Origin of the sequence: Pseudomonas flavocrustae, assembly GCF_029872515.1 — a bacterium.
Lineage (GTDB): Bacteria > Pseudomonadota > Gammaproteobacteria > Pseudomonadales > Pseudomonadaceae > Chryseomonas > Chryseomonas aestiva.
Map to the genome: position 1 here is coordinate 534,488 of NZ_JAPDIQ010000002.1, position 16,475 is coordinate 550,962.

The window sequence follows — 16,475 nt, forward strand, 5'->3', positions numbered from 1 at the left end:
TGCCAAGGTCGGGGTCGCGAGTTCGAGTCTCGTTTCCCGCTCCAAACACACAAAAACACCGCCTCAGGGCGGTGTTTTTGTGTGCGCGTCTTTCCGGTCCGCCAGACGCCCGGCATCAGGCCGGGCGCGAGCCGGTCACTGGGGCGTATAGATCTGGTCGAAGACCCCGCCATCGGCGAAGTGGGTCTTCTGGATGCCGCTCCAGGCACCGAATTCCTTCTGCGCATCGATCAGTTCGAGCTTGGGAAAGCGATCGGCGTACTGCGCCAGAATCTGGGCATTGCGCGGGCGCAGGAAGTTGTCCGCGGCGATCTTCTGGCCTTCGTCGGACCAGAGATACCTGAGGTAGTCCTCGGCCTCGGCGCGGGTGCCCTTCTTGTCGACGACACTGTCGACCACGCTCACCGGCGGCTCGGCCTGCACCGAGATGCTCGGATAGACCACCTCGAAGCCACCGCGACCGAATTCCCGCGCGATCATCTCGGCTTCGTTCTCGAAGGTCACCAGGACATCGCCCTGCTGGTTCTTCATGAAGGTGGTGGTGGCGGCGCGACCGCCGGTATCCAGGATGGGTACGTGCTTGAACAGCTCGGCGACGAAGCTGCGGGCTTTCTGCTCATCGCCACCAGGTTGGCGCAGGGCGTAGGTCCAGGCGGAAAGATAGGTGTAGCGACCATTCCCGGAGGTCTTGGGATTGGGCACGATCACCTGGACGCCATCCTTGAGCAGATCGGACCAGTCATGGATGCCCTTGGGATTGCCCTGGCGGACGATGAGTACCGTGGCCGAGGTGAAGGGCGCGCTGCGATCGGGCAGGCGGCTTTCCCAGTCCTTGGGCACCAGGCCGCGATCGGCCAGGGCCTGGATGTCGGTCGCCTGGTTCATGGTGATGACGTCGGCCTGCAGACCGTCGATGACCGCGCGCGCCTGCTTGCTGGAGCCGCCGTGGGACATCTGGATCACCGGCGTTTCGCCGTGCTCGGCTTTCCAGTGCGCCTGGAAGGCCGGATTGTAGTCCTTGTAGAAGTCACGCATCACGTCGTAGGAGACGTTGAGCAGCGGCGGGGCAGCCAGGATCTGGGTGCTGGCCGCCAGGGCGGCGGCGAGCAGGGTGAGGCGAAGGATCTGCATGGGGGCATCCTGCGAGTGGGGGTGCAGGACTATAGCCTGTCGTCCCGACAGCGTGCAGAACGCCTGGAAATAAGCTCATGCGCGGCGACGGCAGTCGTGGTCGCCAGTGGTAGACTTTCACCCTTTCGCCTGCGGTTGGCACGGCGCGGTGGACAAGGGCTCCTGATATGCGGTTGAGGTCGATCAAGCTGGCGGGATTCAAATCCTTCGTCGATCCGACGACGGTGAATTTCCCGAGCAACATGGCAGCGGTGGTCGGCCCCAACGGTTGTGGCAAGTCGAACATCATCGACGCCGTGCGCTGGGTGATGGGCGAGAGTTCGGCCAAGAATCTGCGCGGCGAGTCGATGACCGACGTCATCTTCAACGGCTCCAACAGCCGCAAGCCGGTGTCGCAGGCCTCCATCGAACTGATCTTCGACAACTCCGACCACACCCTGGTGGGGGAGTACGCGAGCTACGCGGAAATCTCCATTCGCCGGCGGGTGACCCGCGAAGGCCAGAACACCTATTTTCTCAACGGCACCAAGTGCCGCCGGCGCGACATCACCGACATCTTCCTCGGTACCGGCCTCGGCCCGCGCAGCTATTCGATCATCGAGCAGGGAATGATCTCCAAGCTGATCGAGGCGCGTCCGGAGGATCTGCGGCACTACATCGAGGAAGCCGCCGGCATCTCCAAGTACAAGGAGCGGCGGCGCGAGACCGAGAATCGCATCCGCCGCACCCAGGAGAATCTCGCCCGGCTGACCGATCTGCGCGAAGAGCTGGAGCGTCAGCTGGAGCGGTTGCACCGTCAGGCGCAGTCGGCCGAGCGCTTTCAGGCGTTCAGGCAGGAGGAGCGGCAACTCAAGGCGCAGTTGCAGGCGGTGCGCTGGCGCGAACTGGATGGTCGCGTCGAGCAGCGCGAGAAGGTGATCCGCGACCAGGAGACCGCGCTCGAGGCCCTGACCGCCGAGCAGCGCCAGGCGGATGCCGGTATCGAGCGGCTGCGCGACGGTCATCACGAGCTGAGCGAAGCCTTCAACCTGGTGCAGGGCCGCTTCTACTCCCTGGGAGGTGACATCGCCCGTCTGGAGCAGACCATCCAGCATGGTCAGCAGCGCCAGCGGCAGTTGCAGGACGATCTGCGCGAAGCCGAACAGGCCCGCAGCGAAGCCGAGTCCCACCTGGAGCACGACCGGGTGCTGCTCGCCACCTTCGAGGAAGAGCTGGCGATGCTCGAGCCCGAGGAAGAGGCGGCCCGGGAGCTGGGCGAGGAGGGCGGTGCCGCGCTGGAAGAGGCGGAGCTGGCGCTGGCGGACTGGCAGCAGCGCTGGGAGGCACTCAGTGCGGCGAGCGTCGAGCCACAGCGGGAAGCGGACGTGCAGCAGGCACGCATCCGTTCGCTGGAACAGAGTCTGGAGCGCGGCACGGAACGTCGGCGTCGACTGCGCGACGAGCGCACCCTGCTGGGCGAGGACGGTCCGTCCGAGCGCCTGGTCATGCTGGAAGAGCAGATTGCCGAAGACGAGTTGCTGCTGGAAGGCCTGGCCGAGCAGGAATTGCAGGTCGCCGAGGGTTTGCAGCGGCTGCGGGAAGAATTGCTGGGGCTGGCGGGCGAGCAGAGTCAGCGTCAGGGCGAGTTGCAGCGGCTGGAAGGTCGCATCGCCTCGCTGGAGGCCCTGCAGCAGGCGGCCCTCGCTCCCACAACCGGGGTAGCCCAGTGGCTCGCAGCCGAAGGGCTCGACCAGGCGCCGCAGCTGGCCGACGAGGTGCAGGTCACCCCCGGTTGGGAACTGGCTGTGGAAACCGTGCTGGGTAGCGATCTGCAGGCGGTCTGCCTGGATGATCTGGCGTCTCTGCGGCTCGACACCTTCGCCAGTGGCGCCCTGAACCTGGCGCTGCCCGGTTCGGTAGCGGTGGCGGTGGGCAGCCTGCTGGAGCAGGTGCAGGCACCGCGCGACCTGTCACCCTGGCTGGGTCAGGTGCTGATCGCGAACAGTTACGACGAAGCCCTGGCGCGGCGGCCGGCCCTGGCCCCAGGGCAGAGTCTGATCACGCCGGAAGGCTATTGGGTCTCCCGGCATTTCCTGCGTGTGCGGCGTGCTCAGGCGGCCGAAGGCAGTGTCCTGGCCCGCGGACGCGAACTGGAAGAGTTGCAGGCACGGCGCCTGGAGTTGAGCGAAGCGCTCGCCCTCCAAGAAGAACGGCTGGAAGAGCGTCGCGCGGCCCAGCAGCGGCTGGAAGGCGAGCGTGAAGAGGCGCGGCGGCGCCAGCAGCAGGAGCAGCAGCGGCTGGCCGAATCGCGCGCCCAGCTGTCTGCGCAACAGGCAAGGGCTGAACAGTTGAGCATCCGTCGTCGGCAGCTGGAGGCCGAGCTCAAGGATGTCGAGCAGCAGTTGGCGCATGAGCAGGAGGAGTTGGGCGAATGCCGGTTGCGCCTGCAGGACGCCCTGGATGCCATGGCCGTGGATACCGAGCAGCGCGCGCTATTGCAGGAACAGCGCGATCGTCATCGGCAGGCGGTGGAGGCGGCGCGCCAGCGCCAGCGCCAGGCTCAGGAACAACTGCATCAGCTGACGGTGCGGCTGACCACCCTGAGAGCCCAGCGTCAGTCGACCCTCCAGGCGCTGGAGCGGCTGGAGTTGCAGACCGCGCGCCTCGGCGAGCGCTGCGAGCAGCTCAATCTCAATCTGGAGGAAGGCGGCGAGCCCCTCGACGAATTACGCCTGCGCCTGGAAGAGTTGCTGGAGCGGCGCCTGCAGGTGGACGAGGAGCTGCGCACGGCGCGGCTGGCGCTGGAGGATGCCGATCGGGAGTTGCGTGATTTCGAGCGGCGGCGCCTGCAGGCGGAACAGCAGGCGACGCTGCTGCGCGGCCAGCTGGAGCAGCATCGCCTGGAGTGGCAGGGCCTGGCGACCCGGCGCAGTGGCTTCGCCGAGCAGCTGGCGGCCGACGGCTACGACCTGCCGACGGTGATCGCGACCCTGCCTGCGGAGGCCAGCGAAGCCGCCTGGGAAGAGCAGCTGGAGGCGGTTGCGGCGCGTATCGCCCGACTCGGGCCGATCAACCTCGCGGCCATCGACGAATATCAGCAGCAGGCCGAGCGCAAGACCTATCTCGATGCCCAGAATTCCGATCTGGTGGAGGCACTGGAGACCCTGGAAAGCGTCATTCGCAAGATCGATCGGGAGACCCGCAATCGTTTCAAGGATACCTTCGATCAGATCAATCATGGCCTGCAGGCCCTGTTCCCAAAAGTTTTCGGGGGTGGCAGTGCCTACCTGGAACTTACTGGGGAAGATTTACTCGATACCGGGGTTGCGATCATGGCGCGGCCGCCGGGCAAGAAGAACAGCACCATTCATTTGTTGTCGGGTGGCGAAAAGGCCCTGACGGCGCTGGCGCTGGTCTTTGCCATCTTCCAGTTGAATCCGGCGCCGTTCTGCATGCTCGATGAAGTGGATGCACCCCTGGATGACGCCAACGTCGGTCGCTATGCGCGGCTGGTCAAGAGCATGTCGGAGAAGGTGCAGTTCATTTACATCACGCACAACAAGATCGCCATGGAGATGGCCGATCAGCTGCTGGGGGTGACCATGCACGAACCGGGCTGTTCTCGGCTGGTGGCGGTGGATGTGGAAGAGGCGGTGGCCATGGTCGATGCCTAGTACCCCACAGCCTCGCGGCTTGGCGGTGTAAAGTTGGCAGCAGTCGTGCTAGCTTATGGCCGCGCTAGCGGTAAGTGGAAAAAGCTAGGAAGAACACTGACTTGGCGTAGGTTTCGGAGGTTTTGGAAAGACCTCGCAAGCGTCGACTTTCCAAAGTTTCCCGACGGGTGTCGGTCCATTATTTTCACAGGGGTATGTCTTTTTCATGGATATGGGTCTGCGCGAGTGGCTGATCATCATCGGCGTCATCGTCATCGCCGGTATTCTGTTCGATGGTTGGCGTCGCATGAGCGGCAAGGGCAAGCTCAAGTTCAAGCTTGACCAGTCGCTGAACAACCATCCGGAACACGAGGACGAGGATCCGGAAATCGTTGGCCCGACACGGGTGATAGAGCCCAAGGAGCCCTCCCTGGATGATCCGGGCGAGCCGACGCCACCGCGCTCCACCCAGCGCAAGCGCCGTGATGAACGCCGCGAAGAGCCCAGTGCCGACAGCTTCGACCTGTCCGCCAGCGATGAAAGCCTGGCAGGCCTGGCCGTCGATTCCGATGAAGTCGCCACCCGTGGTCGCGACAAGCCGCGCAAGGACAAGCCGCTGAGCAGCAAGGCACCCGAGCGCGAGCCGATCAGCGATCCCGTCGGCACGGGCAACAGCCAGGCGGCCATGGCGCCGGTGGACGAGGTGCTGGTGATCAACGTCATCTCCCGTGACGAGAAGGGCTTTTCCGGTCCAGCGCTGCTGCAGAGCATCCTGGAAAGCGGACTGCGCTTCGGCGACATGGATATCTTCCATCGTCACGAGAGCATGTCGGGCAATGGCGAGGTGCTGTTCTCCATGGCCAATGCCGTGCGTCCGGGCACCTTCGACCTGGATGCCATCGACGACTTCCATACCCCGGCGGTGAGCTTCTTCCTGGGTCTGCCCGGTCCGCGCCATCCCAAGCAGGCCTTCGACCTGATGGTGGCAGCGGCGCGCAAACTGTCGTCCGAGCTCAATGGCGAGCTGAAGGACGAGCAGCGCAGCGTCATGACCGCCCAGACCATCGAACACTATCGCCAGCGCATCGTCGATTTCGAGCGCAAGAGCCTGATGCTCAAGCGCTGATCGCGCCGGAGCGAACCAAGAGCAGCCTCGGCTGCTCTTTTTGTTTGTAAGTTTTGCCGCGGCGCCCTGGGTGCCGCCAGGGCCACCCCTGGGTGGCGACAGTGAGAGACCGCCATGACCGACGCCCAAGATGCCGTCAGCCGGATCGCCGCCCTGCGCAGCGAGATCGACGCCCACAACTACCGCTACTACGTGCTGGACGAGCCGAGCGTGCCCGATGCCGAGTACGACCGGCTGTTCGGCGAACTCAAGGCGCTGGAGGCCGAGCATCCCGAGTTGGTGACACCCGACTCGCCCACCCAGAGGGTGAGCGGCTCGGCCCTGGCCGCCTTTGGCACCATTCGCCATGAAGTACCCATGCTCAGCCTGGGCAACGCCTTCGCCGACGAGAACCTGCAGGATTTCGACCGCAGCGTGGGCAAGCGCCTGCGTGAGGAATTCGGCGAGACCGACTTCGCCGGACCGGATTCCGGTGTCGAGTACACCTGCGAGCCCAAGCTCGATGGGCTGGCGGTCAGTCTGCTGTACGAGAACGGCCTGTTGACCCGCGGCGCTACCCGCGGCGACGGTACCACCGGCGAAGACATCACCACCAATGTGCGCACCATCCGCAACGTCCCGCTGCGCTTGCAGGGCGAAGGGTGGCCGGCGGTGCTGGAGGTGCGTGGCGAGGTGTTCATGTCCCGTGCCGGTTTCGAGACGCTCAACGTCCGGGCCATGGAAAGCGGCGGCAAGACCTTCGCCAATCCGCGCAACGCCGCGGCCGGCAGTCTGCGCCAGCTGGATTCGCGGATCACCGCCCAGCGGCCGCTGGAGTTCTGCTGCTACGGTTTCGGGCGGGTCGAGGGCGGGACTCTGCCGGACACCCAGTACGACATTCTTCAGCAGCTCCGGGAGTGGGGCATTCCCATCAGTCGCGAACTGCGCAAGGTGCAGGGCGCTGAAGGTTGTCGGGCCTACTATCAGGACATCGGCCAGCGCCGCGATGCCCTGGCCTACGAGATCGATGGCGTGGTCTACAAGGTCAATCGACTCGACTGGCAGGGCGAGCTGGGTTTCCGCGCGCGGGAACCGCGCTGGGCGCTGGCGCACAAGTTTCCCGCCCGGGAAGAGCTGACCGAATTGCTCAATGTCGAATTCCAGGTGGGGCGTACCGGTGCCATCACCCCCGTGGCCCGGCTCAAGCCGGTGCAGGTGGCAGGCGTCACCGTGACCAACGCCACCCTGCACAACATGGACGAGATCGCCCGGCTGGGTGTGATGATCGGCGACAGCGTGATCGTGCGCCGCGCCGGCGATGTCATCCCGCAGATCATGCAGGTGGTGCCGGAGCGGCGACCGGCGGATGCCCGGCCGGTGGCGATCCCCACCCAGTGCCCGGTGTGCGGTTCGGCGGTGGAGCGTACCCAGCTGATCAAGCGCGGCAAGGGCAAGGAGTCGATCAGCGAAGGCGTGGTCTATCGCTGTGTCGGTCGCCTGGCCTGCCAGGCGCAACTCAAGCAGGCGATCATTCACTTCGCCTCGCGGCGCGCCATGGACATCGACGGCCTCGGCGATCGCATCGTCGAGCAACTGGTGGACCGCGACCTGGTGAAGTCCCCCGCCGATCTGTACACCCTTACCTACGAGCAGGTGGTCGCGCTGGAAGGCTTCGCCGAGGTGTCCAGTCGCAATCTGCTGGCGGCCATCGAAGCCAGCCGCCAGCCGACGCTGGCCCGCTTCATCTTCGCCCTCGGCATCCCCGAGGTGGGCGAAGAGACCGCCAAGCGCCTGGCACGCGCCCTGGGCAGTCTGCAGCGCATTCGCGAGGCGCTGCCGGAGGTGCTGGTCTATCTGCCGGACATCGGGCCGGAGGTGGCCTTCGAGATCCACAACTTCTTCCAGTCCGCGCACAACCGCGAGGTTCTGGAGGCGCTGCTGGCCAACGGCATCGCGCTGGCGGACGAGGGTGAGGTGCACGCCGAATTCTCCGGCTATGCCGCCTTCGCCGACTTCCTCGACGAGTTGCACATTCCCTCTCTGGGCAAGACCGGCGCCAAGACCCTGGCCGCTGCCTTTCCCAGCCTGGCGGCCCTGATCGAGGGCTCGCAGGACTGGCTGACCTTCAAGACCCTCGCCGGTCTCAACGAGCGGGCCAAGCAGGGGCTGCGTGAGTACTTCGCCGAGGCGGACAACGTCGCCCGGGCGCTGGCCATCGAGGCCCAGCTCAAGGCCTTCGGCATGCACTGGGAAAGCACCCGGCAGGCCGTGCAGGGCCTGCCGTTCGCCGGCCAGACCTGGGTGCTCACCGGAACGCTGGAGGCCATGAGTCGCGACGAGGCCAAGGAGCGCCTGGAGGCATTGGGCGCCAAGGTCTCGGGTTCGGTCTCGGCCAAGACCGCCGTGGTGGTCGCCGGTCCGGGGGCGGGGTCCAAGCTGACCAAGGCGAACGAGCTGGGAGTGAAGGTGCTGGACGAGGACGCCTTCCTGCAGATCCTCGAGGCCCAGGGCGTTCGCTAACGAGAGGAGCAAGCTCCGGTCGTGTGGACAATACCTGCGGCCGAGGCGGCTCGTGTTCACTGGATCTGGTACGGGTGGTCCGATCCTGTGGCCGCCTTGCTCAATACCCTTGTCTGGCTATCGCTAGTAAAAGGTCGTAGGCGTTTGATCCGGAGCGGGACAGTTTTGCCGTTCCAGGTATTATCCGTTGTCCCTTGGCGAACCTAAGTCCTTGTATGGCTTGCAACTTCGCCCCAACCGCGTAGAATGATGCACCTCACCTCAGGGTGAGGCGTTATGGTGGCTCTGTCGGTCCCCCCGCAACGATCAACCGTGAACCCGGTCAGGCCCGGAAGGGAGCAGCCGCAGCGGTGATGTCGTGTGCCGGGGTGTGGCTGGCAGGGCCACCTCCATTTCTGCCCCCCGCTTTTCCTCTTCCTGCTTTTCACCTTCCTTTCCTGTCTCGCCTTCCAGCGCTCCGCGAAGTACGCCACACGGCTTTCGTGATGAAATGCACTGTTTTGGTTCATGGCTCTGTGCCATCATGCGCACCGCACCATCATTACTGGACGAATGTCCAAGGATTCATCGTGAAGAACGGACTCGAAAGCGCAGGACGCGCCCTTAGCAATGGCCTCCATCCCTATCGTGTCGACTGCCGGCGCGACACCGAGGCGACGCTGGTCGCGCAGATTCACCACCCCTTGGAGCCCCTGCTGCTGATCAGGATCGACCTGACCAACGAGGAGGCGAACAACCCCTTCAAGATGAACGCCATCGTGAGCCGCCTGCGCAGCCAGCTGGATGCCCTGGCAGCCTATGTCTCCAGCGTTGTCCTGGCCGACGGCGAAGACCACTGTCGACGTGCCTGAAACGGCTTTTTGCGTGCCGTTTTCCCTCCTGATCGCTTGAAAATGCGCCTGGCTGCCTCCATCTGGTGAGGTAGTCGCCGTCCGCGTGGCGGCGTCCCGATGCCACGCCGCGGGATGCAATCGCGGCCCCTCTTCGTTAGCATGTGCTCCCCCCCACGTCTTCTCCTGATCAGGTCTCGATGAGTTACCAGGTTCTTGCGCGCAAATGGCGCCCGCGGTCGTTCCGCGAAATGGTCGGCCAGACCCATGTGCTCAAGGCGCTGATCAATGCGCTGGATAACGAGCGGCTGCACCATGCCTATCTGTTCACCGGCACCCGCGGGGTGGGCAAGACCACCATCGCGCGGATCCTGGCCAAGTGCCTGAATTGCGAAACCGGCGTCAGCTCGACGCCCTGTGGCAGCTGCTCGGTGTGCCGCGAGATCGATGAAGGCCGCTTCGTCGACCTCATCGAGGTGGACGCCGCCAGCCGCACCAAGGTGGAAGACACTCGCGAGCTGCTGGAGAACGTGCAGTACGCACCGTCCCGCGGTCGCTACAAGGTGTACCTCATCGACGAGGTGCACATGCTTTCCACCCACAGCTTCAACGCCCTGCTCAAGACGCTGGAAGAGCCACCGCCCCACGTCAAGTTCCTGCTCGCCACCACCGATCCGCAGAAGCTGCCGGTTACCATTCTCTCGCGCTGCCTGCAGTTCTCGCTGAAGAACATGCCGCCGGAGCGGGTCGTTGCCCACCTGCAGCAGGTGCTCGCCGCGGAAGGCATTCCCTTCGAGGACGATGCGCTCTGGCTGCTGGGTCGTGCGGCCGATGGCTCCATGCGCGATGCCATGAGCCTGACCGATCAGGCGATCGCCTTTGGCGAGGGCAAGGTGCTGGCCGCCGATGTGCGCGCCATGCTCGGGACCCTCGATCATGGCCAGGTCTATGACGTACTCCAGGCCTTGCTGGAAGGCGATGGTCGCGCAGTGCTGGACGCGGTTCGCCATCTGGCCGAGCAGGGCCCCGACTGGGGCGGGGTGCTGGCCGAGCTGCTCAATGTGCTGCACCGCGTGGCCATCGCCCAGGTGCTGCCCGATGCGGTGGACAACGGCCAGGGCGATCGCGAGCGGGTGCTGAGCCTGGCGCAGACGCTGCCGGCGGAGGATGTCCAGTACTACTACCAGCTGGGTCTGGTTGGCCGGCGCGATCTGCCGCTGGCTCCGGAGCCGCGCCATGGCTTCGAGATGGTCCTGCTGCGCATGTTGGCCTTCCGGCCTGCCGGCGCGGCGATTACCGAGCGACCGGCACTAAAGACGACGGGAGCCAGCCCGGCCACGGCTGACTCCAACCCCCGTCCGGTGGCCGCGGCGGTTCCGGTGGCCGCAACGCCTGCCCCCAGGCCTCAGGCAACCCCTGCGCCTGCTCCCGAGTCGTCACCTGCAAGTAATACCACCCCTATGGAAGTGCCGGTCGATCTTCCCTGGGAGGAGGCTGGGCAAGCAGAGGTCAAGGCGGCAGCGGCGCCAGCCCCCGCAGCGGTGATACAGGTCGCTGCGCCCGCCGCTCAGGCGGCGCCCAGCGCCGCGCCCACGCCACGGGTCGAGACGACGCCGGACGCCACGGTGATCGCCGAACTGCCGGCGGACACCGCTGGTGACGATCTGGATGGTGACGAAGAGCCGCCACCCGCCGAGGATTACTACGAGGTGGGGCTGGACGACTATCTCGACAGCCTCGGCGAGCCGACTGCCGAAGCGGTGGCCGCGGCGCCGGCGCCGGCGGTGCAACCGGCCACGGGCCTGGCAGCCGATTGGCAGGCGTTGTTCCCCGATCTCAAGCTGGGCGGACTGACCGCCAGTATCGCTGCCAACTGCACCCTGGTAGCCATGGACGGCGATCGCTGGCACCTGCATCTGGATCCGGCGCAGAGCGCCCTGTTCAATGCCAACCAGCAGCGCCGGCTCAACGATGCCCTGAACCAGCAGCAGGGACGCCCCATTACGCTCGAGGTCACCATCCAGACCCCCGAGCAGGAGACGCCCGCCCAGGCCGCCGCGCGGCGCCGGGCGGAGCGGCAGCGGCAGGCGGAGTTGTCGATCCAGGACGACCCGCTCATCCGCCAGATGATGCAACAGTTCGCCGCCACGGTGCGCGCGGGTACCATCGAGCCGGTCGACACCCAAGCCTGACCGGTTTTCCATTCATAGTTCGAGGTAGCAGACATGATGAAAGGTGGCATGGCCGGCCTGATGAAGCAGGCCCAGCAGATGCAGGAAAAGATGCAGAAGATGCAGGAAGAGCTGGCAAACGCCGAAGTGACCGGTCAATCCGGCGCCGGCCTGGTCAGCGTCGTCATGACCGGCCGACACGACGTCAAGCGCGTCAGCCTGGACGACAGCCTGATGCAGGAAGACAAGGAAATCCTCGAAGACCTGATCGCCGCCGCGGTGAACGACGCCGTGCGCAAGATCGAGCAGAACAGCCAGGACAAGATGTCCGGCATGACCTCCGGGATGCAGCTGCCGCCCGGCTTCAAGATGCCTTTCTAGGTTGTTTCAGCTGCGGGTGTCCGTCGGGCACCCGTTTCTCCCGCCTTCCAGTACGGTAGTCCATGAGCTTCAGTCCCCTGATTCGCCAATTGATCGATGCGCTCCGGGTCCTGCCCGGGGTCGGCCAGAAGTCCGCCCAGCGCATGGCCCTGCAACTGCTCGAACGCGAACGCCAGGGTGGCCAGCGCCTGGCCAGTGCCCTCAGCGCCGCCATGGAAGGGGTCGGGTACTGCCAGCGCTGCCGCACCCTGAGCGAAGACGAGATCTGCGGCTTCTGCGCCGACAGCCGCCGTGACGACAGCATCCTCTGTGTGGTGGAAGGCCCCATGGATGTCTTCGCCGTGGAGCAGACCGGCTATCGCGGGCGCTACTTCGTGCTCAAGGGGCACCTGTCGCCCATCGACGGCCTGGGCCCGGACGCCATCGGCGTACCCGAGCTCGAACGGCGTGTCAGCGAGGGCGGTTTCCAGGAAATGATCATCGCCACCAACCCCACGGTGGAAGGCGAGGCGACCGCCTACTACATCGCCCAACTGCTGGCGCCCAAGGGCCTGACCATTTCCCGCATCGCCCATGGCGTGCCCCTGGGTGGCGAACTGGACCTGGTCGACGGCGGTACCCTGACCCACGCCTTTGCCGGGCGCAAGCCGATAGCGCTCTAGCACTGCGCTGTCCCGTCGCTGCGAGACGGCGACAGGCCTGTATCTTGTGATCGAGAAGCATTATCATTATCGGAAGTCAGCTGCTTCCGAGGATGGTGATGCAGACGCTCGAGTCCGACCGGCACGGACATATCCGGACCCTCTACCTGGACCACCATGGCTGGCTGCGCGAGCGGCTGCAGCGGCGGTTGGGCTGCCTGGGGCAGGCGGCCGATCTGGCTCAGGATACCTTCGTGCGGCTGCTGGCCCGGGAAGCCGAGCTGGAACGCCTGCGTGAACCCCGTGCCTTCCTGGCGACCGTCGCCCAGGGCCTGCTGGCCAACCACTGGCGGCGCCAGGCCCTGGAGCGCGCCTACCTCGATGCCCTCGCCGCGCAACCGCAGGCCGTGCAGCCTTCGCCGGAAGCCCAGGCCCTGATCCTGGAAACCCTCACCGAACTCGATGCGCTGCTCGATCGCCTGCCCGGCCGGGTGCGCCAGGCCTTCTTGCTGGCGCAACTGGAGGGGCTCACCTATGGCGTCATCGCCGAGCGGCTGGGCGTGTCGGAGCGGATGATCAAGAAGTACATGGCCCAGGCCATGCTGCACTGCCTGGAACTGGTGTCTTGAACGGGCTGATCCCCGGTCGTGGCGGACCTCTGGAGGAAGCGGCGGTGTGGTTCGCCGAACTGGCTGCCGACGAGGTGGACCCCGTTACCGAGCGGGCCTGGGAACGCTGGTTGCAGGCGGATAGCCGCAACGCCGTGGCCTGGGCGCGGGTGGAGGAAATCAGTGCGCGCTTCACCGGTCTGCCTGCGTCCGGGCGAATGGCCCTGGCGCGGCGCGAGTCCCTGGGACGGCGCCGGGCGCTCAAGGTGCTGGGATTGACCCTGGGTGGTCTGGCGCTGGGCTGGGCGCGGCCGGACGACTGGCGGCTGGGGCAGGACGCCGACCTGAGCACGGCGATCGGCGAGATCCGTGCCTTCGACCTGGCCGGCGGGGTGCGCGTCTGGCTCAACACCGACAGCCAACTCGCGCGCGGCGCCACGGCGGATCACTGGCGCTTGCTGCGCGGCGAGGCGTTGTTCGAAAGCCGCGGGGGGACGGCTCCCATGGTGCTGGAGGCGATGCCAGGCCGGGTGCGCTTCGGGGCGGGCTGCTGCGCGGTCCAGGCGCGTGACGAGGGATTGGAGGTGGCAGCCTATCGTGGGGCTCTGCAGCTGCTGCCACGCCAGGCCCGGCCCGAGAGCCTGACGCAAGGGACCCGGGCGCTGATGACGGCTACCGCCGTACAGCCGCTAGGCCCGGTCGATCCGGGGCGGCAACTCTGGCGCCAGGGGCGGCTGGTGGTCGACGACTGGTCGCTGGCGGCGCTGGTGGCGGAGCTGGGTCGCTATCGACCGGGCCTGCTGACCTGCACCGCCACGGTCGCCCACTTGCGGGTAGTCGGCAGCTATCCGCTGGCGGATACCGATCGCGCGCTGGCGGCCCTGGCCGACAGCCTGCCGGTACGGGTGGAACGGCGCCTGCCCTGGTGGGTGCAGATCGTGCCCGCCTGAAAAAATATGGCGCGGGTGGTTCCCCTTTTTCGCGCTCGTGGGGCTTGGGGGAAACGATCTCCGTTTCGAGGCCCTCCATGCATCGCGATACCCGTTTCACCCTGCATCCGCTGCGCCGCGCCCTGCGCATCTTCGCCCTGACCATGCCGCTGGGCATCACCGGCCTGGCCATGTCCCCGGGCCTGGCCCAGGCGGCGCCCCTGGCGCAGGAATACCGCATCGAGGCGGGCAGTCTGGCCACGGTGGTGAGCACCTTCGCCGCCCAGAGCGGCGTACTGCTGTCGGCCCCCGCCCAGGGGCTGGAAGGTCGGCGCAGTCCGGGGCTGCAGGGCCGCTACACACCGGCCGACGGCTTCCAGCAGATTCTCCAGGGCAGTGGCCTGCAGGCGGTGCGGCAGACCGATGGCAGTTATCGCCTGGAGTCGGCGACCGCGACCGGAGTGACCTCCCTGAGTGACACCACGGTGACCGGCTTCGCCCTGGGCAATGCCCTGGGCGAGACCGATGGCTACCTGGCGACCCATAGCGACGTGGCCACCAAGACCAGCAAGGGCCTGCTGGAAACCTCCCAGTCGGTCTCGGTGGTGACCCGCGAGCAGATCGATGACCAGGGTGCCAAGACCGTGCAGCAGGCCATGAGGTACACCCCGGGCATCTTCACCGGCCAGATCGGCGCCTCCAATCGCTACGACTACGTGGTGATGCGCGGCTTCGCCGACAACAGCGTCGATAATGTCTTTCTCGACGGCCTCAAGACCATGGGCGACAGCGGCACCTTCAGCTCGCTGCAGGTCGATCCCTATTTCCTCGAGCGCATTGACGTGGTGAAGGGGCCGGCGTCGGTGCTCTATGGCCGCAGCCTGCCGGGCGGTCTGGTGGCCCTGACCAGCAAGAAGCCGCTGTACCAGCCCTATCATCAGGTCCAGGCCACCCTGGGCAATCTCGGCCAGCATGGCGCCGGCTTCGATTTCGGCGGTCCGCTGGACGGGGAGGGGCGCATCGCCTATCGCCTGGTGGGTCTGGCGCAGCACAGCGACACCCAGTTCGACCATGTGGAAGAAGAGCGTTACGCCCTGGCGCCCAGCCTGGCCATCGACCTGAGCGACGATACCACCCTGACCCTTCAGGCCTATCTGCAAAAGGACCCGGATGGCGGCTACCACAGTGGCGTACCAGCCGAAGGCAGCCTCTATCGCCGCAATGGCCGCTACATCAGCAACCACTTTTTCGACGGCGAACCCGACCACGACAAATTCGAACGCACCCAGCAGATGGTTGGCTATCAGTTCGAGCACAGATTCAACGACGTCTGGAGCGCGCGGCAGAACTTCCGCTACGCCAAGTCGCGGGTCGAGCTGGAGCAGGTCTATGGCTACGGCTATGTTGGCGACAGCAACCTGCTCAATCGCTATTACTCCGGCGGCCGCGAGAACCTGCACGCCTATACCCTGGACAATCTGGTGCAGGCGGACTTCGACTGGGCCGGCAGCCGCCATACCCTGCTCGCCGGACTGGATTACCAGCGTCGCTGGACCCATGTGGATTGGCCCAGCGGCACGGCGGATGCCCTGGACGCCTTCGCGCCGAACTACGGTGGCCAGGTGACTATCTCCCCCGGCAGCGAGTACCGTCGCGAACTTCAGCAAACCGGCGTCTACCTGCAGGATCTCATCGAGCTGGATCGCTGGCGCTTTTCCCTGGGTCTACGCCAGGACTGGGTGGAAATCGGCATCGAGGATCGCCTGGCGGGCACCCGCAGCAGTGCGCGCCGTGGCCAGGCCAGCGGCCGTGCCGGAGCGCTCTATCTGTTCGACAACGGCCTGGCGCCCTACCTGAGCTATTCCACCTCCTTCAATCCCAACGCCTACAACGACGCCGCGGGCAATCCCCTGGAGCCCACCGAGGGCAAGCAGTGGGAGTTGGGCCTTAAGTACCAGCCGCCGGGCAGCGCCAGCTTCTATACCGCCTCGCTGTTCCATATCACCCAGGAAAACGTGGCGACCAAGCTGCCCCAGGAGGACTTCTATTCCTCGGTGGGCGAGATTCGCTCGCGTGGCCTGGAGCTGGAGGGCCATCTGCAGCTGGCCGAGCGCCTCAAGCTGCTGGGCAGCTACACCTTCACCGACATCGAGTACACCCAGGCGCTGGATGGCACCCAGGGCAACACGCCGAACCAGGCGCCTCGGCACCAGGCGTCGCTGTGGGGTGAGTACGAGCTGGCTGGACCGCTGGCAGGGTTCAGCATCGGCGCCGGCGCACGCTACGTGGGCACCAGTTGGGCGGACAAGGCCAACACTCGCAAGGTGCCGGCCTACACCCTGGTGGACGCCATGCTCGCCTATGACTTCACCCGTCTGGGGTTGCCGGGGCTGACCGCGCGGGTCAATGCCAACAACCTCATGGGCAAGGACTATGTGGCGTCCTGCTACAGCCTAGACTTCTGCTATTTCGGGGAGGAGCGCAACGTGACCGCGACGGTCAGCTACAGCTTCTAGACGGGCCGGGC

At 65.9% G+C, this 16,475-nt stretch carries 11 protein-coding genes and 1 other RNA gene; 11 read left to right on the forward strand and 1 reads right to left on the reverse strand.

Going from position 1 to position 16,475, the window contains the following annotated elements:
* Nucleotides 1-135 precede the first annotated feature (135 nt).
* A complete protein-coding gene (locus tag OMP44_RS07265; protein ID WP_280307161.1) occupies nucleotides 136-1,131 on the reverse strand; it encodes a sulfate ABC transporter substrate-binding protein in 996 nt (331 codons plus the stop codon).
* Between the two features lie 167 nt (nucleotides 1,132-1,298).
* On the opposite strand from OMP44_RS07265, the gene smc reads away from it, so the two are divergent.
* From smc to OMP44_RS07320, 11 genes are all read left to right on the forward strand, one after another.
* Nucleotides 1,299-4,784, forward strand: a complete 3,486-nt coding sequence (gene smc / locus OMP44_RS07270) for a chromosome segregation protein SMC (RefSeq protein ID WP_280307162.1) — start codon at nucleotides 1,299-1,301, stop codon at nucleotides 4,782-4,784.
* Nucleotides 4,785-4,989: 205 nt separating this feature from the next.
* Nucleotides 4,990-5,889, forward strand: coding sequence for a cell division protein ZipA (gene zipA / locus OMP44_RS07275; protein ID WP_273861674.1), 900 nt, complete (start codon nucleotides 4,990-4,992; stop codon nucleotides 5,887-5,889).
* A 114-nt stretch (nucleotides 5,890-6,003) separates the two neighbouring features.
* Complete coding sequence (ligA, locus tag OMP44_RS07280) at nucleotides 6,004-8,388, forward strand: NAD-dependent DNA ligase LigA (protein ID WP_280307164.1); 2,385 nt, start codon at nucleotides 6,004-6,006, stop codon at nucleotides 8,386-8,388.
* Between the two features lie 286 nt (nucleotides 8,389-8,674).
* Nucleotides 8,675-8,771, forward strand: an RNA gene (ffs, locus tag OMP44_RS07285) — signal recognition particle sRNA small type.
* Nucleotides 8,772-8,957: 186 nt separating this feature from the next.
* Nucleotides 8,958-9,239 (forward strand): hypothetical protein, encoded by a 282-nt coding sequence (locus tag OMP44_RS07290; RefSeq protein WP_280307166.1) that lies wholly within the window; start codon nucleotides 8,958-8,960, stop codon nucleotides 9,237-9,239.
* Between the two features lie 179 nt (nucleotides 9,240-9,418).
* Entirely contained in the window at nucleotides 9,419-11,410 is a 1,992-nt protein-coding gene (gene dnaX / locus OMP44_RS07295) for a DNA polymerase III subunit gamma/tau (RefSeq protein WP_273861677.1), read from the forward strand.
* A 33-nt stretch (nucleotides 11,411-11,443) separates the two neighbouring features.
* Nucleotides 11,444-11,770 carry a YbaB/EbfC family nucleoid-associated protein gene (locus OMP44_RS07300; RefSeq protein ID WP_007162246.1) on the forward strand — a complete coding sequence of 109 codons (327 nt, stop codon included), beginning with the start codon at nucleotides 11,444-11,446 and terminating at the stop codon, nucleotides 11,768-11,770.
* A gap of 62 nt (nucleotides 11,771-11,832) precedes the next feature.
* The gene (gene recR / locus OMP44_RS07305) at nucleotides 11,833-12,432 is read left to right on the forward strand and encodes a recombination mediator RecR (RefSeq protein ID WP_187979086.1); all 600 of its coding nucleotides are present in this window, start codon (nucleotides 11,833-11,835) and stop codon (nucleotides 12,430-12,432) included.
* Nucleotides 12,433-12,530: 98 nt separating this feature from the next.
* Complete coding sequence (locus tag OMP44_RS07310) at nucleotides 12,531-13,040, forward strand: sigma-70 family RNA polymerase sigma factor (protein WP_133859284.1); 510 nt, start codon at nucleotides 12,531-12,533, stop codon at nucleotides 13,038-13,040.
* The gene (locus tag OMP44_RS07315; protein ID WP_280307170.1) at nucleotides 13,037-13,969 is read left to right on the forward strand and encodes a DUF4880 domain-containing protein; all 933 of its coding nucleotides are present in this window, start codon (nucleotides 13,037-13,039) and stop codon (nucleotides 13,967-13,969) included. The genes OMP44_RS07310 and OMP44_RS07315 overlap by 4 nt, the downstream gene beginning before the upstream one ends.
* Nucleotides 13,970-14,046: 77 nt before the next feature.
* Nucleotides 14,047-16,464 (forward strand): TonB-dependent siderophore receptor, encoded by a 2,418-nt coding sequence (locus OMP44_RS07320; RefSeq protein WP_280307171.1) that lies wholly within the window; start codon nucleotides 14,047-14,049, stop codon nucleotides 16,462-16,464.
* Nucleotides 16,465-16,475: the final 11 nt, after the last annotated feature.